At 48.0% G+C, this 23,323-nt stretch carries 20 protein-coding genes and 5 pseudogenes; 14 read left to right on the plus strand and 11 right to left on the minus strand.

Features of this window, described 5'->3' with window-relative positions; genetic code table 11:
- Positions 1-177: 177 nt before the first annotated feature.
- A complete protein-coding gene (gene glgX, locus NM96_04840; protein ID AVR78755.1) occupies positions 178-2,178 on the minus strand; it encodes a glycogen debranching enzyme GlgX in 2,001 nt (666 codons plus the stop codon).
- A gap of 18 nt (positions 2,179-2,196) precedes the next feature.
- Here glgX and NM96_04845 point away from each other — a divergent pair.
- Positions 2,197-2,377, plus strand: a pseudogene (locus tag NM96_04845) (hypothetical protein).
- Positions 2,378-2,511: 134 nt separating this feature from the next.
- On the opposite strand, the gene NM96_04850 reads toward NM96_04845, so the two are convergent.
- Positions 2,512-3,567: an acriflavin resistance protein gene (locus tag NM96_04850; protein AVR78756.1), complete on the minus strand. Its 1,056-nt coding sequence runs from the start codon at positions 3,565-3,567 to the stop codon at positions 2,512-2,514.
- A gap of 20 nt (positions 3,568-3,587) precedes the next feature.
- Positions 3,588-4,259: a hypothetical protein gene (locus NM96_04855; protein ID AVR78757.1), complete on the minus strand. Its 672-nt coding sequence runs from the start codon at positions 4,257-4,259 to the stop codon at positions 3,588-3,590.
- 87 nt (positions 4,260-4,346) lie between these two features.
- On the opposite strand from NM96_04855, the pseudogene NM96_04860 reads away from it, so the two are divergent.
- Positions 4,347-4,496, plus strand: a pseudogene (locus NM96_04860) (transposase).
- Positions 4,497-4,774: 278 nt separating this feature from the next.
- Here the strand turns inward: NM96_04860 and trpD are convergent.
- The 5 genes from trpD to NM96_04885 form a co-directional block, all read right to left on the minus strand.
- Positions 4,775-5,809, minus strand: coding sequence for an anthranilate phosphoribosyltransferase (trpD, locus tag NM96_04865; protein ID AVR78758.1), 1,035 nt, complete (start codon positions 5,807-5,809; stop codon positions 4,775-4,777).
- 67 nt (positions 5,810-5,876) lie between these two features.
- A complete protein-coding gene (locus NM96_04870; protein AVR78759.1) occupies positions 5,877-6,467 on the minus strand; it encodes an aminodeoxychorismate/anthranilate synthase component II in 591 nt (196 codons plus the stop codon).
- A 14-nt stretch (positions 6,468-6,481) separates the two neighbouring features.
- Positions 6,482-6,817, minus strand: a complete 336-nt coding sequence (locus tag NM96_04875; GenBank protein ID AVR78760.1) for a hypothetical protein — start codon at positions 6,815-6,817, stop codon at positions 6,482-6,484.
- A gap of 150 nt (positions 6,818-6,967) precedes the next feature.
- A complete protein-coding gene (locus NM96_04880; GenBank protein AVR78761.1) occupies positions 6,968-7,429 on the minus strand; it encodes a lipoic acid synthetase in 462 nt (153 codons plus the stop codon).
- A 22-nt stretch (positions 7,430-7,451) separates the two neighbouring features.
- Complete coding sequence (locus NM96_04885; GenBank protein AVR78762.1) at positions 7,452-7,646, minus strand: hypothetical protein; 195 nt, start codon at positions 7,644-7,646, stop codon at positions 7,452-7,454.
- 99 nt (positions 7,647-7,745) lie between these two features.
- Here NM96_04885 and NM96_04890 point away from each other — a divergent pair, with 99 nt between their 5' ends.
- Positions 7,746-9,374 (plus strand): ABC-F family ATPase, encoded by a 1,629-nt coding sequence (locus NM96_04890; GenBank protein ID AVR78763.1) that lies wholly within the window; start codon positions 7,746-7,748, stop codon positions 9,372-9,374.
- Positions 9,375-9,701: 327 nt separating this feature from the next.
- Here NM96_04890 and NM96_04895 read toward each other — a convergent pair whose 3' ends face one another.
- Positions 9,702-10,283: a superoxide dismutase [Fe] gene (locus tag NM96_04895; protein AVR78764.1), complete on the minus strand. Its 582-nt coding sequence runs from the start codon at positions 10,281-10,283 to the stop codon at positions 9,702-9,704.
- Positions 10,284-10,450: 167 nt separating this feature from the next.
- Here NM96_04895 and NM96_04900 point away from each other — a divergent pair, with 167 nt between their 5' ends.
- The 7 genes and pseudogenes from NM96_04900 (at position 10,451) to NM96_04930 (ending at position 15,570) form a co-directional block, all read left to right on the plus strand.
- Positions 10,451-11,857: a replicative DNA helicase gene (locus NM96_04900; protein AVR78765.1), complete on the plus strand. Its 1,407-nt coding sequence runs from the start codon at positions 10,451-10,453 to the stop codon at positions 11,855-11,857.
- A gap of 157 nt (positions 11,858-12,014) precedes the next feature.
- The gene (locus NM96_04905; GenBank protein ID AVR78766.1) at positions 12,015-12,719 is read left to right on the plus strand and encodes a prepilin-type cleavage/methylation domain-containing protein; all 705 of its coding nucleotides are present in this window, start codon (positions 12,015-12,017) and stop codon (positions 12,717-12,719) included.
- Between the two features lie 119 nt (positions 12,720-12,838).
- The gene (gene pilV, locus NM96_04910) at positions 12,839-13,414 is read left to right on the plus strand and encodes a type IV pilus modification protein PilV (protein AVR78767.1); all 576 of its coding nucleotides are present in this window, start codon (positions 12,839-12,841) and stop codon (positions 13,412-13,414) included.
- Positions 13,414-14,388: a pilus assembly protein PilW gene (locus NM96_04915; GenBank protein AVR78768.1), complete on the plus strand. Its 975-nt coding sequence runs from the start codon at positions 13,414-13,416 to the stop codon at positions 14,386-14,388. Before pilV ends, NM96_04915 begins: the two co-directional genes overlap by 1 nt.
- Positions 14,367-14,966 (plus strand): pilus assembly protein PilX, encoded by a 600-nt coding sequence (locus NM96_04920; GenBank protein AVR78769.1) that lies wholly within the window; start codon positions 14,367-14,369, stop codon positions 14,964-14,966. The genes NM96_04915 and NM96_04920 overlap by 22 nt, the downstream gene beginning before the upstream one ends.
- 17 nt (positions 14,967-14,983) lie before the next feature.
- Positions 14,984-15,466 carry a prepilin-type N-terminal cleavage/methylation domain-containing protein gene (locus NM96_04925; GenBank protein AVR78770.1) on the plus strand — a complete coding sequence of 161 codons (483 nt, stop codon included), beginning with the start codon at positions 14,984-14,986 and terminating at the stop codon, positions 15,464-15,466.
- Positions 15,467-15,570: pseudogene (locus tag NM96_04930) on the plus strand (filamentous hemagglutinin). It begins immediately after the preceding gene.
- 41 nt (positions 15,571-15,611) lie between these two features.
- Here NM96_04930 and NM96_04935 read toward each other — a convergent pair.
- Positions 15,612-16,013: pseudogene (locus NM96_04935) on the minus strand (IS5/IS1182 family transposase).
- Positions 16,014-16,063: 50 nt separating this feature from the next.
- Here NM96_04935 and NM96_04940 point away from each other — a divergent pair.
- Positions 16,064-16,911, plus strand: a protein-coding gene (locus tag NM96_04940; GenBank protein AVR78771.1) for an IS630 family transposase whose coding sequence is annotated in 2 segments (ribosomal slippage) — positions 16,064-16,379 and positions 16,379-16,911 — 849 coding nt in all. Because the reading frame shifts where the segments join, the coding sequence is not laid out codon by codon here.
- Positions 16,912-16,913: 2 nt separating this feature from the next.
- On the opposite strand, the pseudogene NM96_04945 reads toward NM96_04940, so the two are convergent.
- A pseudogene (locus NM96_04945) lies at positions 16,914-17,522 on the minus strand (IS5/IS1182 family transposase).
- A 420-nt stretch (positions 17,523-17,942) separates the two neighbouring features.
- Here NM96_04945 and NM96_04950 point away from each other — a divergent pair.
- From NM96_04950 to tssA, 3 genes are all read left to right on the plus strand, one after another.
- Positions 17,943-18,206: a PAAR domain-containing protein gene (locus NM96_04950; GenBank protein ID AVR78772.1), complete on the plus strand. Its 264-nt coding sequence runs from the start codon at positions 17,943-17,945 to the stop codon at positions 18,204-18,206.
- A 212-nt stretch (positions 18,207-18,418) separates the two neighbouring features.
- Complete coding sequence (locus tag NM96_04955) at positions 18,419-21,694, plus strand: type VI secretion protein IcmF (protein ID AVR78773.1); 3,276 nt, start codon at positions 18,419-18,421, stop codon at positions 21,692-21,694.
- Positions 21,694-23,319 (plus strand): type VI secretion system protein TssA, encoded by a 1,626-nt coding sequence (gene tssA / locus NM96_04960; GenBank protein ID AVR78774.1) that lies wholly within the window; start codon positions 21,694-21,696, stop codon positions 23,317-23,319. The genes NM96_04955 and tssA overlap by 1 nt, the downstream gene beginning before the upstream one ends.
- Positions 23,320-23,323 lie beyond the last annotated feature (4 nt).

Genomic DNA, 23,323 nt, shown 5'->3' on the forward strand with positions numbered 1-23,323 from the left:
TGATGAAGCGGGGAATTTGTATCTTTTGGCAGTCTGAGGTCGTCTGAAAAGCCGTATGCCTTTATGTTCCGTCAAGCAAAGTTAATCAGGTAAATTTATTACTCATCTTCGGCATTATAACCGAGGCAGTGTAAATAATAGGGTTTTCTTTTAAAAACATCCTATTAATGACATATGTCATATATTCGGCGATGTATTCTTACGCTGCAAAATCCAAATACCCATATGTTCGACTGTCAGCTTGCCGTCTGCATTGTAATTAAACTTCTCGGATGGTACGCAAGAAATCTGCCAACTTCCTTGAGGCAGGTTAAATATTTGTTGACTACGTTTGGCGTTGATCAACAGCAGCCATTCATCATCCAAAACGATCTGCATGGCTTTTGCGCCGCGGTTGTGCCAACAAAGCTCGCTCATCGGTTCGCCTTGAATATTGAGCCAGCGGACGCGCTCTTGTTTCCACCAGACATCATCGCCCAATAATTTGATTTCTTGGCGCAGGCGGATTAAATCGCGCGTATAGCCTTGCAACGCTTCGTCCGCCTGCTGCCAATCCAGCCAAGTAATCGGGTTGTCCTGACAATAACTATTGTTGTTCCCCTGTTGGCTGTTGCCGAACTCGTCACCCGCCAGCAGCATGGGCGTGCCGTTGGCAAGGAACAGCGAAGCAAGCAAGGCTTTGACGGTGTAGGAGCGGTCTTCCAAAATTGCCGCATCTTCGGTTTCGCCCTCGATGCCGTGGTTGTAGCTGATGTTTTCGTTATGCCCGTCGCGGTTGTCTTCGCCGTTGGCATGGTTGTGTTTTTCGTTGTAGCTGACCAAATCGCGCAGCGTAAAACCATCGTGTGCGGTGATGAAATTGATGCTGGCGGAAGGATGACGGCCGCTGTGGTTGAAAATATCAGACGACCCCGCCAGACGTTCGGCAAACGCGCCCAAATTGCCGCTTTCCCACACCCAAAACGCGCGCATATCGTCGCGGAAACGTCCGTTCCACTCAGCAAAAGGCTGCGGGAAATTGCCCAAGTGATAGCCTCCTTCGCCGATGTCCCACGCCTCGACAATCAGTTTGCAGCATGCCAACACGGGGTCTTGGTAAACCACCTGAAAAAAGCGTCCGTAAGCCTGAAAATCGGGTTCCCGCCCCAATACCGTTCCCAAGTCGAAACGGAAACCGTCCACATGAAATGTTTCCGCCCAATAACGCAGGCTGTCCGCCGCCCAACGGGTTACGTCGCGGCGGACGATGTTCAACGTATTGCCGCAGCCCGACCAGTTTTCATAGCTGCCGTCGGGCTTCAGCCAATACCACAAAGCATTGTCTATGCCGCGCTGGCAAAGCATCGGGCCTTTTTCATCCTGCTCGGCGGTATGGTTGTACACGACATCCAATATCACTTCCAAACCTGCTTGATGCAAGGCTTTGACCGCCTGCTTCAACTCTTCCGCTGCGCATTCGGCATCGGCGGCATAAGACGGCTCGACGGCAAAATGGGAATAAGTGTTGTAGCCCCAATAATTGCTCAAGCCCATTTTTTGCAGGTGGTATTCGTCCAAATGCTGGTGTACCGGCAGCAGCTCGACGGCGGTAACGCCCAAAGTTTTCAAATAATCAACCACGCGCGGATCGGTCAGCGCTTGATACGTTCCCGCGTGTTCCAAATCGGGGAATTGCTTGGTAAAGCCTTTCACATGGGCTTCGTACACTATCGTCCTGCCCCACGGATGGTTCGGGCGGCGGTCGTCGCCCCAATCGAAATCATCGTCGCCCACCACCACGCTTTTGGGTGCCACCGCCGCATTGTCCCGCCTGTCTTCCGGACGGAACCACGCCATTTCCTCATCGTCCCGATAACTCGGTTTGCCGTCGATTTTTTTGGAATACGGGTCAATCAACAATTTGTTCGGATTGAAACACGAGCCGCCCGGCGCATCAGCACGCCCGTAAACACGAAAACCATACCGCTGCCCTGCCCCGACCTCCGGCACAAAACCATAAAACACCGACCCGCGCCGCGAAGGCATTTCCAAACGGGTTTCCTTTCCCTTGTCAAAGAGGCACAGCTCGACTTTTTCGGCATGGATGGAAAACAGCGCAAAATTCGCCCCTTCCTCAGTCAGCGACACGCCCATCGGATAAGGCGCACCTTCTTCAATGCGCCATGTTTTGGTTTTCATTTTGTTTGTCCTGATTTGATGGAGACGCTTCGGGCTGCGCTTCCGGATAGATGTTCTTTTTATAGTGGATTAACTTTAAACCAGTACGGCATTGCCTCGCCTTAGCTCAAAGAGAACGATTCTCTAAGGTGCTGAAGCACCAAGTGAATCGGTTCCGTACTATCTGTACTATCTGCGGCTTCGTCGCCTTGTCCTGATTTAAATTTAATTCACTATATAGTGGTGATGCTTGAATGGAAAGAGGTCGTCTGAAAAGCAAAATCCCGTTTTCAGACGACCTCTTTTAGCCATAAACCTTTGTTTTAACTTGAGGCCGTCCGAATTTGAGCGCTATCAATTCGGCAACCTCACCGCCAACTCGGCAGGCCATGCTGCCTTGGCGTCGGTTTTTACGAAACCATTGCCCGTCAGCCCGCCTTTCAGCAGGCGGTTGTATTTCACCGCCGTTTCGCGCGGCACTTGCAATTTCACTTTAAACATCAGCTTCGCGCGTTCATCGACCGTTTCCACCGACTTGGGCGTAAACTGGGCGTCCGTCGCGATAAATTTGATTTTGGCGGGGAACACCGCGTCAATGCCGTCCAAACGGATACGCGCATCATCATTGACTTTCAGACGGCTCATGCTGTCGGTCGGCAGGAAAATATTCATCGAAACATCGGCAGGATCAAGCAGGCTGACCACTTTCGAACCCGCCGCGACCACGTTGCCTGCTTCCGCAATGGTGTATTCCACCCTGCCGGCTATCGGCGCGCGGATGTTCATATCATCGTTGGCGGATGTGGCCGATTTGACTGCCGCCCTCGCCTGTTCGACACCGGCGCGCGCTTCCGCTTGCGCGGCGGCACTTTGCGCTACCGTCGCCTGCGCTTCGTCCCGTGCCGCTTCGGCTGCTTTGACTGCTGCAACAGCGCGCTCATAATCTGCCTGACGCTTGGTAACTTCCGATTGCGACACCAGCTGGTCGGCAAGCAATTTACGGGCATTGTCCAGCTCCATTTTCGCCACGCGCAGCTGCTGCCTGTTCGCGTCCACATTCGCCTGCGCGCGCGCAACCGTCTGTTTCATCTGCGCTTCGGCAGCTTTGGCGCGCCCGACCGCCTCTTCTTGCCGCAATTCCGCCGCCCGCGCTTCTTCCAAACGGCTGTTGCTGGTTTCAGACGACAGTTCCGCCAGAATATCGCCCTCTTTCACGTCTGCGCCCTCTTCCACCAGTACCGCCTTCACCCGCCCCGGATACAGGCTGGCGACATCGATGCGGTTCAGTTCCAGCCGCCCGTTGGATTGCGCGATCCATGTCGGCAGGGTTTCTTTTTGGTTTTGAAGGACATACCACACACCGCCCGCAGCCAGCGCGACGGCAAGAGAAGCAATAACAGCTTTTTTCATGTTGCGTTACACCTTAATCGTCAAAACGGACGCGCCTTAGAGCGGTAATGCGGAAACAGCGCGGCAAACGCCCAATCTATCCTTTGGTGGATGGACGAATCGGTCAGCAAATCCTCATGCCGCCCGTTCATCTCATCGGTCAGTATCCCCAACATACGGTAGCGCGTGTTCATAATCATCGGCGAGATAACCGCGCCATTGAGGAACTCAAACTGATTCAACAATTCCAATTCCGACACACCCTCCCTACCGTTGCACTTCTTGATATGCCGGATCATCCCGTAGGCAAGCATCTTATGCTGCTTTTTCAACGCTTTGGTAATCAAATCCACGCCTTCTTCGCTGTCCAGCAGCATCCTGTGTATCCACGCCAAATGCTCGCGTATCGTTACCGCCAGCCGCCAGACAATCTGATACAGCCGCTCCGTATCTTCGATATTTTGGGCAAAATCGAACGACACCCGCCCCAAAGCCCGATTGCTGTACTCAATCAACATCGCCTTCACAAATTCGTCTTTATCGGCAAACATCCTGTTGAACGTTTCCAAATTCGAATTCAAATGCTCCGCGATCGCCTGCTCGGACAGCCGCTTGTAGCCGCATCTGGGATAAAAATGAATGCCTGCGGAAATAAATTGCGCACTGGTTACACCGTTCATTATCTTCACCTCATCTGCCTGTATTGTTGTCATAGGACAAATATCCAAGACCCAAATGAAACAAAAATCTTCTGAAATATCAGGCTGTCTGCGGACGCTGCCGTCAACCGTCAACGCATCATCCCAACCCTGCCCGATACAAATGCCAACCAACTCTTATTTTATAGTGGATTAACTTTAAATCAGGACAAGGCGACGAAGCCGCAGACAGTACAGATAGTACGGCAAGGAGAGGCAACGCCGTACTGGTTTAAAGTTAATCCACTATATAAAGCACGCAAAACGCCCCGACTCAATCATCCGGTCTGTTTTTTTATTTCACTATATAACAAACCGCCCCCGCCTTCAATGCAACCACATTCCCAATTATCATTAAAATCCGATAGTTAAATCTGATTTAAGAGGATATGGGTCGTCTGAAAAAACGGTTTCAGACGATTTGAAGGGAAGCATCAACATAAATAAACGCCTTATCAATATCCGAATATTCGAGAGTTGCTATAAAAAATCGTCTGAAAACTGGCTTCCCGTTTTCAGACGACCTTTGCTTACTCTTTGGCAAATTGCTGCGTAAAGCGGACAAATTCTTCTTTTTTCGCTTTTGCCTTGCCTGAATCGATGGCTGCTTCGGCGGCTTTGACACCGTCCGCCAACGAAGGCACGACATTGCCGGCATAGAGCGCGGCGGCGGCGTTGAGCAGGACGATGTCGCGTGCCGCGCCATGTTTGCCGCTCAACACTTCATCCATTTTTTCCAAAGACTCTTGCGCGTTGACGACTTTGATTTCGTCCAAATCGCGGCGGATTTCAATGCCGAAATCTGCAGGGCTGATGTCGTATTCGCGGATTTCTCCGTCTTTCAGCTCGGCAACGCGGGTTTTGCCCGTCAGCGTGATTTCGTCCAAACCGCCTTCGCCGCACACGACCAAAACGTGTTTGGAACCAAGCTGTTTCAATACGCGCGACAGGATGCCGCATAAATCAATGTGGAACACGCCCAAGAGCTGGTTTGGCGCGCCGGCAGGGTTGGTCAGCGGGCCCAAGATATTGAAAATGCTTCTAAACCCGAGCGAACGGCGCACGGGCGCGACGTGGCGCATCGCGCTGTGGTGGTTTTGGGCAAACATAAAGCCCAAGCCTGTTTGACGGATGCTTTCGGCGACTTGCTCCGGTGTAATGTTCAACACCGCGCCCATCTGCTCCATCACGTCTGCCGCGCCGCTGGACGAAGAAACAGAGCGCCCGCCGTGTTTGGCGACTTTCGCGCCTGCCGCAGCGGCGACAAACATGGAAGTCGTGGAAATATTGAAGGTTTTTGCACCGTCCCCGCCCGTACCAACAATATCGACGAGGTCGTCTGAATTTTCCAGCGGCACTTTGGCGGCAAATTCGCGCATGACGGCGGCGGCGGCGGTGATTTCCGATACGGTCTCGACTTTAATCCGCAATCCGGTCAAGATGGCGGCGATTTGTTCGGGCGGCACCTGTCCGCTCATAATCTGGCGCATCAGGTCGGTCATTTCGTCGTAAAACAATTCGTTGTTGCTGATTAAGCGTTCGATGGCTTGTTGCGGTGTAATCATGGTTCAATCCTTTTTACGGGTATTTTTACGTCAAACGTCGTCTGAAAGTTTTCAGACGACGTTTGGTTTAAGCAGCGGACGCTTGGAAGTCTTTAAATTCTTCCAAAAAGTTTTTCAACATATCGTGTCCGTGTTCGGTCAACAGGGCTTCGGGGTGGAACTGCACGCCTTCAATGGCGTATTCCTTGTGCCGCACGCCCATGATTTCCTGATCCTCCGTCCATGCGGTTACTTCCAAGCAATCGGGCAGCGTATCGCGGGCGATGACAAGGCTGTGATAACGCGTGCAGGTAATGGGATCGGGCAAATCTTTAAACATGCCTTTGTTCAAATGGAACACGGGCGAAACTTTTCCATGCATCAGCGTTTTTGCCCGCACCACATCCCCGCCGAACGCTTCGCCTATCGTCTGATGCCCGAGGCACACGCCCATAATCGGCAGCTTACCGGCGAAATGGCGCATGGCAGCGACCGAAATGCCCGCCTCTTTCGGCGAACAAGGACCCGGCCCGATAACGAGATATTGCGGTTTCAAAGCTTCGATTTCTTCGAGCGTAATATCGTCGTTGCGGCGGACGACGACTTCCTGACCGAGTTCGGCAAAATATTGGACGATGTTGTAGGTGAAACTGTCATAGTTATCAATAAACAAAAGCATGGGGGTACGGCCTTTTAGGGTTGTTTGACGGCGGCGATGTTTTCGGGCGAATTGATAAACGCCCACATCTGCTCTTCGGTTCGGAAAACGCCGTTACGGACAATATAATGCAGCGGATGCTTAATCAGCGCATCTGCTTTGCGGACAAAAACACGCATATTGCTGCTGTTTGCCGCCATTTCCAACACTTTGGCGGCAAAAGCGGGGCGGTGCAACTTGTCGTGCATCAGCGGATGACGGGCGATGTATTCGTTCAGAGGCTTGCCGCTGCTGTGGAAATCCGTGTGCAGCGGGTCGAGGAATACAATAAAAAAAGGCATCTTGCCCAAATAATCGTCTGCATCGTTCATAAGCGTTTCGGACGGAATATTTATATCGACATAATAGCACAGTTAACCGCGATACTCGGAAAGCTGCGCCTGCCCCTCCGATTGAAAGGTCGTCTGAAAATAAACGAAACGGTTTTTCAGACGACCTTTTTATTGACATCTTTTTCTCTATCAATACTCGGGCATCATCTCACCTTCACCACCCATACTGTTTGCCGCATTAACCCGTTCCTGCGCGGCTTTCACTTGATTCTCCAAACCTTTAATCCGTTCTTGATAGCGGGCGTAGTTTCGCTCGTTGCCATAACGGACCTGTTTGCCCTCTTCCAGATTTTTCTGTGCCTGAGCCAATTCGTTTTGCGCTGAAGATGAGCCGGGTATTGCGCTGGCTGGTGGAGGTGGCATTTGTTCGGATGGAGCTTTTCCTGAAGCAGCGTTTGCTGATGCCGAGTGTGCGGACGGTGCGGCGGAGGTATAAACCGAAGGTCTGCCGATATTGCCCGGTTTGCAGTTTTTGCCGCCGGTCTGCGTATAGGTTTTACGCCCTGATTTGTCGATACATTCAAATACGGGGGATGCCGTTGCTACGACGGAAAATGCGAGCAGTAATGTGCTTAAAATCAATTTATTCATTCTTATACCTTTCATCAAATCATCAAAACCATATCCACCATGCCACCAAAGCAATGATCATCACCAAATTCGCAATAATAATCGGCTTCCATTGCCGAGGTGCGTGACGTAATTCTGCGCCTGAACGTGTGCGGCGGATGTAGAGAAACGGACTGAGCAGCATGGATGCGGCACACAACAGAATAATCACGGCGTAATAGATTTTTTCAGTTTCCATTTCCTCCGCCCCCGTTTCAGACGACCTATACAAAATATGCTACAATCGCCGGCGATTATAACACCCTGTTTATCTATATTTATAAAGGTTTTACCAATAATGATTTCTACCAACGGCATTACCATGCAGTTCGGCGCGAAGCCGCTGTTTGAAAACGTATCCGTCAAGTTCGGCGAAGGCAACCGCTACGGCTTGATCGGCGCGAACGGTTCGGGCAAATCCACCTTCATGAAAATCCTCGGCGGCGATTTGGAACAGACTGCGGGCGAAGTGGCGATTGAAAACGGCGTACGCTTGGGTAAGCTGCGCCAAGACCAGTTTGCCTACGAAGACATGCGCGTGCTGGACGTGGTGATGATGGGGCACACCGAAATGTGGGCGGCGATGACCGAACGTGATGCGATTTACGCCAACCCCGAAGCCACCGAAGACGATTACATGAAAGCCGCCGAACTGGAAGCCAAGTTCGCCGAATACGACGGCTACACCGCCGAAGCACGCGCCGCCGAACTGTTGAGCGGCGTGGGCATTTCCGAAGATTTGCACAATGCGACCATGGCGGAAGTCGCCCCGGGCTTCAAGCTGCGCGTATTGCTGGCGCAAGCCCTGTTCTCCAAACCTGATGTTCTCTTGCTTGACGAGCCGACCAACAACTTGGACATCAATACCATCCGCTGGCTGGAGGGCGTGTTGAACCAATACGACTCCACCATGATTATCATCTCGCACGACCGTCACTTCTTGAACGAAGTCTGCACCCACATGGCGGATTTGGACTACAACACCATCACCATTTATCCGGGCAACTACGACGACTACATGCTCGCCTCCGCCCAATCGCGCGAACGCGCCCTGAAAGACAACGCCAAGGCAAAAGAGAAACTACAAGAGCTGCAAGAGTTCGTCGCCCGCTTCTCCGCCAACAAATCCAAAGCCCGTCAGGCAACCAGCCGTCTGAAACAGGCAGACAAAATCAAAGCCGAGATGGTCGAAGTCAAACCTTCTACCCGCCAAAACCCGTATATCCGCTTTGAAGCCGATGAAAAAGCCAAGCTGCACCGTCAGGCGGTGGAAGTAGAAAATCTGGCCAAACGCTTTGAAACCCAGTTGTTTAAAAAACTGAGCTTCATCCTCGAAGCCGGCCAGCGCCTCGCCATCATTGGCCCCAACGGCGCGGGTAAATCCACCCTGCTGAAACTCCTTGCCGGCGCGTTCAACCCCGAATATTCAGACGGCCTCACCCCCGACGCAGGCACCATCAAATGGGCGGAAAAAGCCAACGTCGGCTATTACCCTCAAGACCATGAAAACGACTTCGATGTCGATATGAACCTGAGCGAATGGATGCGCCAATGGGGCCAAGAAGGCGACGACGAACAGGTCATCCGCGGCACTTTGGGGCGTTTGCTCTTCGGCAGCAACGACGTGGTGAAAAAAGTGCAGGTTCTCTCCGGCGGTGAAAAAGGCCGTATGCTCTACGGCAAACTCCTGTTGCTGAAACCCAATGTGCTGATTATGGACGAACCCACCAACCACATGGACATGGAAAGCATCGAATCGCTGAACATGGCGCTGGAGAAATACAACGGCACGCTGATTTTCGTGTCGCACGATCGCCAATTCGTCTCCTCGCTCGCCACCCAGATTATCGAGCTGGACGGCAAGGGCGGTTACGAACACTATCTGGGCGATTACGAAAGCTATCTGGAGAAAAAAGGCTTGGCTTAATTACGCCGTTTTAATCAATGTCTGAAACACCAACGTCGTCTGAAAGACTGTATCTTTCAGACGACGTTTATTTTTTAAAATCCGTTTATAAAATGTTTAAACAAGTTGCATCTACTTCGGTTGCCTATGATGGAAATAAGCAGGCATATATCGTGTTACCAAACTTGCGCTGCCATTCATCTTATTGCCAGGAACTAATCCAAGTTTCTGAAGTTTCAGCCATTTCCAATATTTCTAAAATATCAGAGAAATCATAAGCAACAACAAAAGGTCGCCTGAAAACCCAAATCCAAGTTTTCAGACGACCTTTTCATATCAACCGATTATTTAAGCAGCAAAGCGTTTGGCGACTTCGTCCCAGTTGACGATTTCCCAGAAACCTTTCAGGTAGTTGGGGCGGCTGTTGCGGTAGTCGATGTAGTAGGCGTGTTCCCATACGTCACAGGTCAGCAGCGGAGTGTTTTCAGTGGTCAGCGGAGTGGCCGCGTTGGAAGTGGAAACCAAATCCAATTCGCCGGCAGGGGTTTTCACCAGCCATGCCCAACCGGAGCCGAAAGTACCTGCCACGCAAGCGGAGAATGCTTCTTGGAATTTCTCGAAGCTGCCCCATTTGGCGTCGATGGCGGCGGCCAGTTCGCCGGAAGGTTTGCCTTGACCTTTAGGCGTGAAACCCAGCCAGTAGAAGGTATGGTTCCAAGTTTGCGCTGCGTTGTTGAACACACCGCCTGAAGATTTTTTCACAATCTCTTCCAAAGGCAGGTTTTCAAATTCGGTACCTTTGATTTGATTGTTCAGATTGGTGATGTAGGTTTGATGGTGTTTGCCGTAGTGGAACTCCAAAGTCTCTTTGCTCAGATGCGGGGACAATGCGTCCAGTTCATAAGGCAGTTGTGGCAGCTTATGTTCCATTTTAGTGCTCCTAAATTATTTTATATGATTGTATTTTGGTAGTGTCCGCTGCTCGGGATAAACCGGACAGCATCGTTATTTTACCTGCTTTAAATCAGGAAAACCAATTAAACTTGCGCTGCGCTATAATAGCAGATTCCAATTTCCATTCATTTAGGATTGCCGCCATGAACGATTATCCCGATACGTCGTCTGAAGACCGCGAAGTCAGCGCGTTGTCGCTGCCGCCGCATTCTATGGAGGCGGAGCAATCCGTTTTGGGCGGTCTTTTGCTTGAGAATTCGGCTTGGGACAGAATCGCCGATGTAGTTACCGGTGAAGACTTCTACCGACACGAACACCGCCTGATTTTCCGCACCATCGCCAATCTGATTAATGAAAGCCGTCCTGCCGACGTGATTACCGTTCAGGAAAGTTTGGAGCGCAATGAGGAACTAGAGGCGGCGGGCGGATTCAATTACCTGATTACTTTGGCGCAAAACACGCCGTCCGCTGCGAATATACGCCGCTATGCCGAAATCGTGCGCGAGCGTTCTATCATGCGCCAACTTGCCGAAGTCGGTACTGAAATTGCCCGTAGTGCCTACAATCCTCAAGGCAGGGATGCCGGGCAGCTTTTAGATGAAGCGGAAAACAAGGTGTTCCAAATTGCAGAAAGTACGGCTAAATCCAAACAGGGCTTTCTCGAAATGCCTGCGCTTTTGAAGGAAGTAGTCGAGCGCATCGACATGCTTTATTCACGCGATAATCCGGATGAAGTTACCGGTGTGTCAACAGGGTTTATCGACTTGGATAAAAAAACCTCAGGTCTCCAGCCCGGTGATTTGATTATTGTGGCAGGTCGTCCCTCTATGGGTAAAACTGCCTTTTCCATCAATATCGCGGAACATGTTGCCGTAGAGGGCAAGCTGCCTGTCGCCGTATTTTCGATGGAGATGGGCGGCGCGCAACTGGTGATGCGTATGCTGGGTTCGGTGGGCAGGCTTGATCAGAGCGTTTTGAAAACGGGCAGATTGGAAGATGAACACTGGGGTCGTCTGAATGAAGCTGTGGTCAAGCTTTCCGATGCGCCTATGTATATTGATGAAACACCGGGCTTGACCGCACTCGAATTGCGCGCCCGCGCCCGTCGTCTTGCGCGCCAGTTCAACGGAAAATTGGGCTTAATCGTTATCGACTACCTGCAATTAATGGCAGGTTCAGGCCGCTCGGACAACCGCGCCTCAGAACTCGGCGAAATTTCGCGCTCCCTCAAAGCCTTGGCGAAGGAGTTGCAAGTTCCTGTTATTGCTTTGTCGCAGTTGAGCCGTACCGTAGAGCAGCGTACCGACAAGCGCCCAATGATGTCCGACTTGCGGGAATCCGGTGCCATCGAGCAGGATGCCGACCTGATTATGTTTATGTACCGAGACGAATACTATAACCAAGAATCGCCCATGAAAGGTCTCGCGGAATGTATTATCGGCAAACACCGTAACGGTCCTGTCGGGAAAGTATTCCTCACTTGGATGGGACAATTTACCAAATTCGACAATGCAGCCTACATTCCCGAATCGGCATTGATGGAAGATTGAGACAAATCAGTCTAAAAACCAAGCAAATTTCATATTTTATTAGGCAATTCATCCCAATATCGTTTAGAATGAGCCAAACCGCATAATTACCGGCGATAAAAATATTCTAAGTCGGATAATAAAACACATTACTTAACTCTAGACGTTTTTACTACTCATGTACGCACAACAAAAAGGTTTTACCTTAATCGAATTGTTGGTCGTGATTGCTATTACCGCCATCATGGCCACTATCGCCCTTCCCAATATGAGCGAATGGATTGCCTCCCGCCGCGCAGCCAGTCAGGCAGAGCAGGTGGCAAATCTCTTGCGTTTTGCACGAGCCGAAGCAGTCCGCCTCAATCTCCCTGTCTATGTCTGTCCCGTGCAATTCAAAAAAAATGGGGTTCATGATGGTAAGTGTAACGCCGATTTCAAACAGAAGGGCCTGCTTGCCTACGCTGATAAAGATAACGATATTGAATACAAAGACAAAGTGGATATTTCCCTGCGTGCTGCCCTCTTAAACCCTAAGGATATTGATAACCATAAGGGTGTTGATAAGGTTGCCTATCAATTTGACCATGTCAAATTCGGTGGCAAAAATTCTGATTCACAGCCTGTTTTCTTTGCATTCCAGCCGAATGGTACTTTCGGCTATTCTGTCAATAAACCCACTAAAAAAACTGATTTTACCTACTCGGACGGCTATATCAAAATCAGCATGACCGATTCCGCCGCAAACACAGAAAGCACCAAAAAATCTCGTGCCAGCATTGTGTTAGTTGACAGTAGCGGACGAGTAGAAATCTGCGCCAAGTCAGATTCACGCGATCTCTGTAAATATGCGGAATCTAAACCAGAATCCAATAAACAACCCTAACAATAAAATATAGCTCTATGAAACCCATGACATTACGTACAAAAGGTCGTCTGAAAACGCGTGAATCGAGATTCACCAAAACGAGCTCGGTAAGTTTTTCCAAACCCAACCAAGCAGGTATGACTTTAATTGAAGTCTTGGTGGCCATGTTCGTTCTCGCAATCGGCGTACTCGCCCTGCTCGCCATCCAACTGCGTACCGTTTCCAGCGTACGCGAAGCGGAAGGGCAAACCATCGTATCCCAACTCACTCAAAACTTAGTTGAAGGTATGCTGATTAATCCAAGGCTGGAAGAATGCACTCGTAACAATGGTCAGCGTGGATTTTGTAAAACATACATTGATGACTACATTACTGCCGGTTCTAGTGATAATCCTAAAAACGAAAAATTAGATCCCACAACCAGCATGAGCAAAAAAAGTTTAGCAAAAGCACAAATCGCACAATTCGATCAAGCCTTGCGTGCTGCTTTACCTGAATCCGAATTTCATTATGAAATCTGCCAAGACAGTTCTAATAAAGAACCTACTTATGATGGATCATTTAATTCTCATTGTGACAAAAAGGCAGATGCTGATACTGTTATTAAAGTGTTATGGCTTAAAGATGCAGAAAGCGACAAAGCAGCAAGCGGCATAAAAAGACACGAAGACTCTATTGTTTACACCTACCAAGTACGCGTAAGGGAAAGATAATGAATAATAAAAACCGCCCACACATTCCGGTAAAAGCAGGTATGCAAGGCTTCAGCCTGATTGAATTCCTTGTGGCAAGCGCATTGAGCATGATAGTCCTGCTAGCCGTCAGCTCGGGCTATTTTACCGCCCGCAGCCTGAACACCGCTGCAACCTCCCGTCTAAACGTCCAACAGGATTTGCGCAATGCATCTAACCAAATCGTGCGTGATGCCCGTATGGCTGGTAACTTTGGCTGTTTCAATATGTCAGGCTTCGATGACCAAGTCGTTATTCAAGATTTCGGTTCCGCAGATTTATTCAAACTCAAGGGTACTGGATCAATACTTCCCGCTGTCAGAGAAACAGACTCTTTAGGCTTAAAGGACTTTACACCGAGTGGAAAAGCACTGATTTTCCAATACGGCATAGATGCCCAAGATCCGCCTGCAGAAACTGCAGTTGCCAGCAATTGTACTAACATTACCAAGCCAGGAACGAAAATCACCGATGGTAAAGCAGCTTTAAAGTCAGATAGTTCCCAAGCAGGCAATATCTCAATCATGAAACATGAGGTAAATGCTTACGCTGTTGGTACAGTAGATGGGCAAGAAGGTTTGTACCGTTTCCAACTGGCTGACAACGGTACATGGAGTAATCCGCAGTTGCTGATTAAGGGAATAAAAAATATGGACATCCATTACTTTTATACTGAAGAATGCCCTGAGACCTTTGAAGGAAGTGAAGCCGCATCAGCCCCTACCCCCACCACTGCTGGAAATGCACAAAATCAGGGAACAAGTCAGGAAAAAGACGAAAAATTCAAATATACTAAAGAATTTTCCAATAAAGAAACACCTGCCTCCATCGAGATCCTGTTGAACGGAGGTAACAGTATCAATGTAGGCAAAAACAATGATAAAAATGAAGTCCAAATCTATCGAATTAACGCGACTGTACGCGGAGGAAACAAATGCGCAGACCGATTACTTTAAACCATCCTGCTAAAGCCTCTGCACAAACAGGCTTCGCATTATTCATTGTCCTGATGATCATGATCGTCATCGCCTTGCTCGTCGTTACCGCAACCCAGTCCTATAATACCGAGCAGCGTATCAGTACAAATGACGCCGACCATAAATTTGCTACCACACTTGCGGAAGCAGCATTGCGTGAAGGTGAGAACCACATTTATGAAATCGAAGACGGTAAAAAACCATTTACTGATGATTGTGCTGATGGTCTATGTAAAGCGGCGCAGGTTAGTAAAAATACCTACGCGACTGCAGCAGGAACAATTACTGTCAACGGTACTTCAAGCGTTGAGGCATGGATTCGAGAGGATGATAAGTGCTTTAATTCTGAAAATAGAAAGAAAACAAAATGCATTGATGTGAATGGAATAAAATATCCAGGTGTAAATAGTGGTGCGAAAAAAGATGCGCGTTATATCATCGAATACCTAAGCACCAATCCTACCGACAACCGTACCATTTACCGCGTTACCGCCAAAGCATGGGGAAAAAACGAAAATACGGTGGTTATACTACAATCTTATGTGGCCAACGAATAAAATAAATAGATAAAATCATGAATACGTCTATCACTAAATCTCAAGGGTTTACGCTGGTTGAGATGCTGATTGTTGTTGCCATTATTGGCATCCTCAGTACCATCGCTTACCCTTCCTATATCCGATACATCGAACGTGGCTACCAATCCCAAGCACATACGGAACTGCTTGCTATTAACAATGCCTTAAAAACCGAATTAGTCAAAAATCCTACCCTTAAAATAAAAGATGAAATTGAGGGAGATACGGGATTGGTTAAGACCTACAAAGCTGCGCCCGAGGTTGCTGCCAAATACGACTTCAGCGGTGAAATGAAAAATAAGGACGCTAAAAATAGCAGGGCTTATTATCTTTTTGCCACTCCAAAAACCGGTACTGATTACAAACTTTCCGTTTGGATGGATAGTTTGGGCAATGCCTATAAATGTACTGATGCAGAATCGGCTAAAGCCAAGTTAACAAGCAAAAACGGCAATACAGGCTGTGAACAGGTAGGTTGAGACCTTTGCAAAAAAGCCTTTCCCCCAACAGCCGAAACCCAAACACAGGTTTTCGTCTATTTCCGCCCCTAATTGCTCCTGATTTTACCCAAATACCCCCTTAATCCTCCCCGGATACCCGATAATCAGGCATCCGGGCCGCCTTTTAGGCGGCAACAGGCACACTTAGCCTGTTAGCCGCTTTCAACAGGTTCAAACACATCGCCTTCAGATGGCTTTGCGCACTCACTTTACACAGACCAAAATAGGCTGCCCGGGCGTAGCGGAATTTACGGTGCAGCGTACCGAAGCTTTGTTCGACCACATAACGGGTCTTCGACAAATATCGGTTGCGTTTGGTTTGCGCTTCCGTCAGCGGACGGTTGCGGCAGGCTTTGCGCATAATGCCGTCTAACAACTGATGCTCTTTCAGATGTTGCCGGTTTTCCTTACTGTCGTAGCCTTTGTCGGCATAGACGGTCGTACCTTCGGCAATGCCTTCCAACAAAGGGGACAGATGGTTGCACTCATGGGTATTGGCAGGAGTGATGTGCAGTTTCTCGATATATAGCTAATTAAAAACAAAATAGCACAATACTCAACTTTGAAGGTCTAACCATGGCATACTCTGCGGACTTGAGAAACAAAGCTTTAAACTATTACGAACAATGCAAAAACATCAGCCAAACCGCAGCAACATTTAACTTGTCAAGAAACACGCTTTACCTGTGGATTCGCCTTAAAAAACAAACAGGCAGCCTAAAACATCAAGTTACCGGTCTAAATGCCGTCAAATTGGATAGGCAAAAACTGGCTCAATATGTTGGGCAACACCCGGATGCCTATCTGCATAAAATCGCCAAACATTTTGATTGTACGCCAGCCGCCGTTTGCTATGCACTCAAACAGATGGGGATGATGCGCAAAAAAAGACCACCACTTACAAAGAACAAGATCCGGCCAAAGTGACGCATTATTTGACACAGCCGGCCGAATTTTCTGACTACCAACGCGTTTATTTAGATGAAACAGGATTTGACCGCTACCTGTTCCGTCCCTATGCCCGCGGCCTGAAAGGGCAAATAGTGAAAGCGCAGATAAGTGGAAAAAGATACCGACGCTTATCTCTGGTGTCCGCACAAGTCGGCAACCGGCTGATTGCTCCGATGGTTTATCAAAATACGATGACCGGAGTCTTTTTTGAAGCGTGGTTTCAGCAATGCCTACTGCCCGCATTGACTCAAAAATCGGTGATTATTTTAGATAATGCACGATTTCACCGTATGGGTGTCTTACGGAAAATGGCGGGAAAATTGGGACATAAGGTATTGCCTCTTGCACCTTATTCGCCTGAGCTCAACCCGATTGAGAAGGTGTGGGCGAATATTAAGCGGTATCTGCGAACCGTTTTGTCTGATTACGCCCGATTTGACGATGCGCTACTGTCCTATTTTGATTTTAATTGACTATAGCCTTCCTCATCGGTACGGGTATGTTGTTTGTAACCGAGTTTGTAGAGGCCGTTTTTCTTTGTCCAACGGGCATCTTTATCTTTACTCGGTGTGGTTTGGCCGCTGACTTGTCCTTTCTCATCAACTTCTATGGCCTGACGCTGTTTGCCGCCGGCAGTCTGAATAATGGTGGCATCAATGACGGCAGCGGATGCCTTCTCTACTTTTAGGTTTTTTTCGGCCAGTTGTCGGTTAATCAGTTCCAGCAATTCGGACAGGGTGTCGTCTTGCGCCAGCCAGTTACGGTAGCGGCATAAGGTGCTGTAATCGGGGATGCTCAGTTCGTCAAAACGGCAAAACAGGTTGAAATCGATGCGGGTGATGAGGCTGTGTTCGAGTTCGGGATCGGAGAGGCTGTGCCATTGTCCGGGCAGGACGGCTTTGAACATGGACAACAGGGGATAGGCGGGACGGCCGCGGTGGTCTCTAAGGTAACGGGTTCTTTGACGGTTCAGGTATTGTTCGATCGGGTGCCAATCAATCACCTGATCTAACTTCAATCGTGGGAAGCGGTCGATGTGTTTGGCAATCATGGCTTGGGCGGTTTGCCGGAAGAAGGTGCTCATGAGAAAGCCCCTAAATGTCTGAGTAGGAATTTAGGGGATTTTGGGAAATTTTGCAAAGGTCTCTTATAGTGGATTAATTTTAAAACCGGTCGGGCGTTGTCCTGTCTTGATTCAGTATGAAGTTAATTTGTTGTAAATATTTGAATAAAAGAGGTTTTATTTATTATTTTAAAAAATCGATTAGCACTCAAACCATCGTAATTTTGCCCGTTGTATAACCATTTTGATAAGCGGTATGAATTTGATATTTAATGGTAGTTACTAATTTATTTATTTTTTGATATGATAAGTAAATTTTTTAAAAAGGTAAAAACTATGAAAGGTATAGTGGATTAAATTTAAATCAGGACAAGGCGACGAAGCCGCAGACAGTACAGATAGTACGGCAAGGCGAGGCAACGCCGTACTGGTTTAAAGTTAATCCACTATATTATCAGGCTGGGAGATTCGACTACTCATGGAGGCGTTGTGGTTCAAGCGTCTTCGGATATGGTCATTGAAGGAAAGCCTGCCGCTCTGGTAGGCGATTTGGTTTCTTGCCCCATACCTGGGCATGGAACCAATCCGATTATCGAAGGCAGTCAATATATGTCGTTTAAAGGGCGCGATGTCGCTGTGGACGGTTGTAAAACTGCATGCGGCTGCGCTTTGATCAGCAGTATGCCGACTGTCGGAAGCGACTAAGGGGAATGGAATCTGCACGGAGTTAAAGTGCCGGGTTGTCTGAAATAAGATACAAAATTGCATAATCCTTTTAGTGTCACAGGTTTTTAGGGGCGCATGCCTGATTCGGGGCAGGTTTGGCAAAAAGCCTTTCATCTTAATAATTCAAAAGTTCTGATATTCAAAATACAGATTAAGTTTTTAGATTTTAAGTTTATTTTTCGGAAGTTATTATGAAGCCAATTTTTACTGGCATAGTGGTTATTATTCTAAGCATCGTCAGTGCAGTCTTACTCTACTTTTTAGGTCATAAATTCGGAATTGATACATCTGCAGCCAAAGCGGTTGTTTGGGCATGTATCACAGTAGTGACCTCGTTGATATTCTTTATCCCTCTGTTGACGCGAATGCTTTGGTCAGGCGTGTCCGACAGACATTCCAATTTGAAGCATCTGAATCCCGAAGATTTAAGCGGTGACAGTGCGGAATCTACCCATTTGATCGGTGTGTCGGAACGCTGGGAGCAGTTGAGACATATCCACTTGCTGACCAAGCAATATAAAAAACATCGTAAGCCTTGGATTTTTGTGGTCACCCAAGACACTGCCTTGCTGGAAGCCTCTTTACCGGATATCCGCCGTCAGTTGTGGGTGGAAACCGCACCGGCTATTTGGATTGATGCACAAGCCATGGAGCCTGCAGGCGGTTGGCAATATCTGAGGGGCGTGGGTAAACGTCCTGCCGAAGGCATTGTTTCGCTTCAGGCAAAATCCTCAATTCACGAAAATGCTGCGCAATTGACCGAGTTAATGAAAAAGCTCGGATGGAAGCTGCCGATTAATCAGGTGTATCTGACCAATGAAACCGATGAAATGCCATCAGCCATCAGCCATGCTTTGAAATATGGTTCGACTGTATCAGCAACGGAGTTGGCGAAAGAATTGGATCAGTTTGCCAACCAGTTGGCAGCATTGGGTACGCAGCTAATTGAGGAAGATTTGCGCCAAACACCTATTGCAAAACTGTCTGCCACCTTGCCCTCCCAAAGTCAGGCTTTGGCGGATCATATTGCTGCTGAAAAACGGAGTTTGGGAAAACTGGATACAGTTGCCGGCGTTTCGTTTATTCAAACCAATAATCCTGAACAATCAGGAGATCTGATTTACCGTGCGTTTAATGATCTGTCTGTTTTGGGTTCTGGTAAGAAACTGCATTTGTCCAAAACGGAAAAAACTTATCTGGCGATGAGTGCCGTAGCTTTGTTGGTCGGTAGTGTGTTTGCAGTGGGGGCACACAGCAGTTATCAAAATATAGGTCGTCTGAATGCTGATTTGGAAAGCATTCAGAAGGCAAAATCACGCTCGGAAAAAGTTGCAGCATTAGTCAAGCTGCAACAGAGTATTACCGAAATGGAATCCGGCAGGGATTTCTTGCAATATACAGCCAAGTTCTTGGGCTATGAACATAGAAAAGAGTTGTTGGCTGCCGCGTATCGTAAATACGGTATTTTGGTTAAAGATGTCGTCAGCCGCCCGGCTACCGTATTCTTTGCGAATAAGTTGGATGGTTTGACTATGCTCGAAGGGCAGATTCCGGACGACTTCGAACTGCAAGACAGTTCTTATCAAGACTTGAAAGCATATTTGATGATGACATCTCATGTGGAGAAAACCAAAGACAAAAAAGATGCTGAATTCCTGACGAAAAAGTTGGTGGAAATGCTTTCAGCACAGAATGTTTCTGCCAAAGATGCACAGATTTTGGCTCAATTCTTCGTACCACGCATGGCCACCCATTCCGGTTGGCTTGAGACGGAGCAGTCTGAATTGGTATCACGAAGCCGTCAGATTTTAGTGGATTGGATCAACCGTGACCAAGGCAGTGAGCAGTTATACAAACGCATCGTACAAGGTACGGATGCCAAGCTGAAAACCATTACATTGGCAGAGCTGCTGAATAAGGATTTGAAAGGCATTTGGAATGTTGGTAAACCTTTGCCTCGCGTGTATACAATCGAAGGCTGGGAAAAATACATCAAACCTGCTTTGGAGCAAGCTGCCAACGACAGTAAGAGTAACGATTGGGTGCTGGGTGGAAATCTGCATCAGGCATCGGTGACGGAAGCGGCTATTAACAGTTTGAAAGAACGTTATTTCAAAGAATATGCTGCTGCCTGGTATGACATGATGAACAGCATTACATGGCAGCCTAGGGCGACTAATTTGGACTCGGTAAACCAACTTCATGTTTATGCGGATCCCAAACGCTCGCCATTAGTGGCATTGTTTCATGCCATAAAAGAAAGCAGCCAGTTGGATAGCAAAAAAATCGACGTGAATCCAGCGGTTACCGATGCTGCAAAACGTGCAGCGGCAAGACAGCTGTCTGCACGCTCGCGTAGGGTTGCTGATACGGTACTAAATTCACAAGCTGAACACATCAATGCTTTGGAAGGTAAAGTCAATGATTATCTGGCAGGACCGTTGGAAGCAGAATTTGAAACCTTGTTGCAATTGATTGATGCACAAATCAATCCGAAGAGCGATTTGAGCCTGCAACGCTACCTTGAGCGAGTGACGACCATTAAACAACGCTTGATTCAAATGGCGTCTTCTTCCGATACCGGTGGTGTAGCCAGATCGGCCGTGCAAGGTGTTTTGAACGGCGGAGACAATGAATTTCTTGAAGGTATGCAGTATGCACGTTTGATTGAGGCTGGTGTGGGCGACAGGTTGCTGCCGTTTGCGCGCAACGTTTTTGTCTTGCCATTTAATTCCGTATGGGATTCGATTGCAGGCGTAGCCCAAAAAGATATCAATAATCTGTGGGCAAGCAATTTTGTTAATCCTATGCAGTCCGAGTTGGGTGGCAGATATCCGTTTGCCAAATCAGAAACAGAAGTTTCGATTCCCGTATTGGCAAAATACTTGGATATCAACAAAGGTGCATTGAATCAGTTTGTAACGACCCAATTGGCAGGCGTTTTGACCAAACAAGGCAATCAATGGATTGTGGCACCGGGAAGCGAATTGAAAGTCAACCCGGGATTGTTGCAACAGCTGAATAAATTGAGTGCAATTTCTGAGGATTTCTTTGTTAACGGAGAAGGTGGTTACAGCTTTGAGCTGAAGCCGACATCTACGCAAGGGATTGTTCAGTTTGACTTGGTTATTGATGGTCAATCATTGAATTATTTCAACCAGCAGACAGAGTGGAAGCCATTTAAATGGCCGGGTGATGTCAGCAATGCCGGTTTGCGTATTTCTTGGGAAACCGAGGCAGAAGGTATACGTAAAACTCAGGAAATCAGCGGACGTTTTGGTTTCATCCGTATGCTCGAAAAATCCAGGGTTACGCCGATTGATGGAAGTACTTATCTGGTCGAGTTCCCGCTGGAAAAAGACAAATTGATGCGCTTCTATATGCGAACCAATTCCGGTAAAGGACCGTTGGGACTGTTGGATCTGAAAAATATCCATCTGCCGAATAAGATTTTTGAGGTTAAATAATGATGACATTACCTCAATGGGTAAAGCTGATACTCGGTGATGAAGGTACATCTATCACCGATAACAATATCCATCGCTGGCAAGAATGGTTGGAGCCTGTTTCAGACGACCATCCTTGCGGCGAGGATGTGGCCTATGCAGATGATTTTGAAGCCATCAAAATTGAGCTGGCCAAACTTTCGGGTATGGATTACCAATTGATTTTGGATGCTTCAGAACGCCTCTTGAAGCGTGAATCTAAAGACCTGAGGGTGGCAACCTATTACATTTTTGCCTTGTTGAGAGACAGGGGATTGGCAGGGTTTTCGGACGGCTTGGAGATTTTGTGCGGGTTGTTGCAAAAATTCGATCAGTCGCTGTGGCCGAAAAAGCCGGTACAAAAACGTAATGCATTAAATTGGTTGTCCGGTGAAAGGGTGTTGGATATGCTTAAAGAAGTAGGATTATCCGATTCTACGGAGCTTAAGCGGACATTATCGGCTTTGATGTCGTTGCAACATTACTTTGATGGATGGGAAGAGGCAGTGCGCCCCAGCTTATTCCCATTGTTGCAATATTTTGAAGAGTCATCTGTTCGTTTTTCATCCTCACCGACAAGTTCAAATCAAAATCAAGAGACCAGTGCGCCTGTTGAGCAAGTGGCAACGCCGCAAATTCATCAAGAGAGTCGAGGGTCGTCTGAAAGTCTGACTGTCACAAAGGTTAACTCTTCTAAAGCTTTACTTGACCAAGTCAGGATTAATGCTGCCTACTTGAGAGAACAGGATGATGGTTATTGGTCTGCAAACAAGATGATTCGAGCCGTCCGTTGGGGCGGATTGAACGGCATTCCTCCTCATCAAAACGGTCAGACGCGTTTGAAGGCTCCGAGGGCCGATTTATTGGCAAACCTGAATCGTTTGGTTCAGGAGCAGCAATGGCGCGATTTGCTCGATAAAGTGGAAGCGGCTTTTTTGGAAGGTGCTAATCACTATTGGCTGGATTTGCAATATTACGCATGGCAAGGTCAACAGGCGCTAGGTGGTTTATACCTTTCCCAAGTTGATTCATCACTATTTGAGTTGAAATCCTTATTGGCCCGATGCGAAGGCCTGACCGGTTTAAGTTTTGATAACGGATTCCCGTTTGTATCTGCCGATACGCTTAAGTGGTTGGAACAAAAGGTCATGTCGTCCACGCGCAAGCAGATGAGTAGCCAAGCCATTCAAAAGGCAGCGTTAGAACCGTCATCACAGGAGGAAAACCAAGAAAGTTACTGGCAACAGGCGCTGTTGCAAACACAAGAACACGGTTTAGACGCTGCATTTGCTTGGTTGGAAACATTACCGGAGTGGCAGACAGGTTCGGGGCAGGTTAAGAAATGGGTGATGATGGCTCGGTTGGCTGTAAGCGCCCAAAAGGCGGACTGGGCAGTGAAACTGTTGGAACAGGCTTCGAAGCAGATGCAAGTGTTGACAGTTAAAGAGTGGGACAGACATTTTACGTTTGAAGTGTATGCTCTTTGGTATCAACTATTAAGTGAAAACCTTGATAATAAAGATATTGAGGCAGTCGGACAGCTCGAATTTTTACGGACAGAGTTGATGCAGGCAGATGTTGTCCGTGCATTGGAATTAATTTATTAAGCAT

Source organism: Neisseria mucosa (genome assembly GCA_003028315.1).
Lineage (GTDB): Bacteria > Pseudomonadota > Gammaproteobacteria > Burkholderiales > Neisseriaceae > Neisseria > Neisseria mucosa.

What these genes read in the sequence shown, in the direction of transcription:
- NM96_04890 (AVR78763.1), top strand. Translation starts at nt 7,746, where the DNA reads ATGATTTCTACCAACGGCATTACCATGCAGTTCGGCGCGAAGCCGCTG.
- NM96_04850 (AVR78756.1), bottom strand. Translation starts at nt 3,567, where the DNA reads ATGAAAAAAGCTGTTATTGCTTCTCTTGCCGTCGCGCTGGCTGCGGGC.
- NM96_04885 (AVR78762.1), bottom strand. Translation starts at nt 7,646, where the DNA reads ATGGAAACTGAAAAAATCTATTACGCCGTGATTATTCTGTTGTGTGCC.
- NM96_04900 (AVR78765.1), top strand. Translation starts at nt 10,451, where the DNA reads ATGAACGATTATCCCGATACGTCGTCTGAAGACCGCGAAGTCAGCGCG.
- NM96_04955 (AVR78773.1), top strand. Translation starts at nt 18,419, where the DNA reads ATGAAGCCAATTTTTACTGGCATAGTGGTTATTATTCTAAGCATCGTC.
- glgX (AVR78755.1), bottom strand. Translation starts at nt 2,178, where the DNA reads ATGAAAACCAAAACATGGCGCATTGAAGAAGGTGCGCCTTATCCGATG.
- NM96_04870 (AVR78759.1), bottom strand. Translation starts at nt 6,467, where the DNA reads ATGCTTTTGTTTATTGATAACTATGACAGTTTCACCTACAACATCGTC.
- NM96_04875 (AVR78760.1), bottom strand. Translation starts at nt 6,817, where the DNA reads ATGAACGATGCAGACGATTATTTGGGCAAGATGCCTTTTTTTATTGTA.
- NM96_04855 (AVR78757.1), bottom strand. Translation starts at nt 4,259, where the DNA reads ATGACAACAATACAGGCAGATGAGGTGAAGATAATGAACGGTGTAACC.
- NM96_04915 (AVR78768.1), top strand. Translation starts at nt 13,414, where the DNA reads ATGAATAATAAAAACCGCCCACACATTCCGGTAAAAGCAGGTATGCAA.
- NM96_04895 (AVR78764.1), bottom strand. Translation starts at nt 10,283, where the DNA reads ATGGAACATAAGCTGCCACAACTGCCTTATGAACTGGACGCATTGTCC.
- pilV (AVR78767.1), top strand. Translation starts at nt 12,839, where the DNA reads ATGACTTTAATTGAAGTCTTGGTGGCCATGTTCGTTCTCGCAATCGGC.
- NM96_04925 (AVR78770.1), top strand. Translation starts at nt 14,984, where the DNA reads ATGAATACGTCTATCACTAAATCTCAAGGGTTTACGCTGGTTGAGATG.
- NM96_04880 (AVR78761.1), bottom strand. Translation starts at nt 7,429, where the DNA reads ATGAATAAATTGATTTTAAGCACATTACTGCTCGCATTTTCCGTCGTA.
- NM96_04920 (AVR78769.1), top strand. Translation starts at nt 14,367, where the DNA reads ATGCGCAGACCGATTACTTTAAACCATCCTGCTAAAGCCTCTGCACAA.
- NM96_04905 (AVR78766.1), top strand. Translation starts at nt 12,015, where the DNA reads ATGTACGCACAACAAAAAGGTTTTACCTTAATCGAATTGTTGGTCGTG.
- tssA (AVR78774.1), top strand. Translation starts at nt 21,694, where the DNA reads ATGATGACATTACCTCAATGGGTAAAGCTGATACTCGGTGATGAAGGT.
- trpD (AVR78758.1), bottom strand. Translation starts at nt 5,809, where the DNA reads ATGATTACACCGCAACAAGCCATCGAACGCTTAATCAGCAACAACGAA.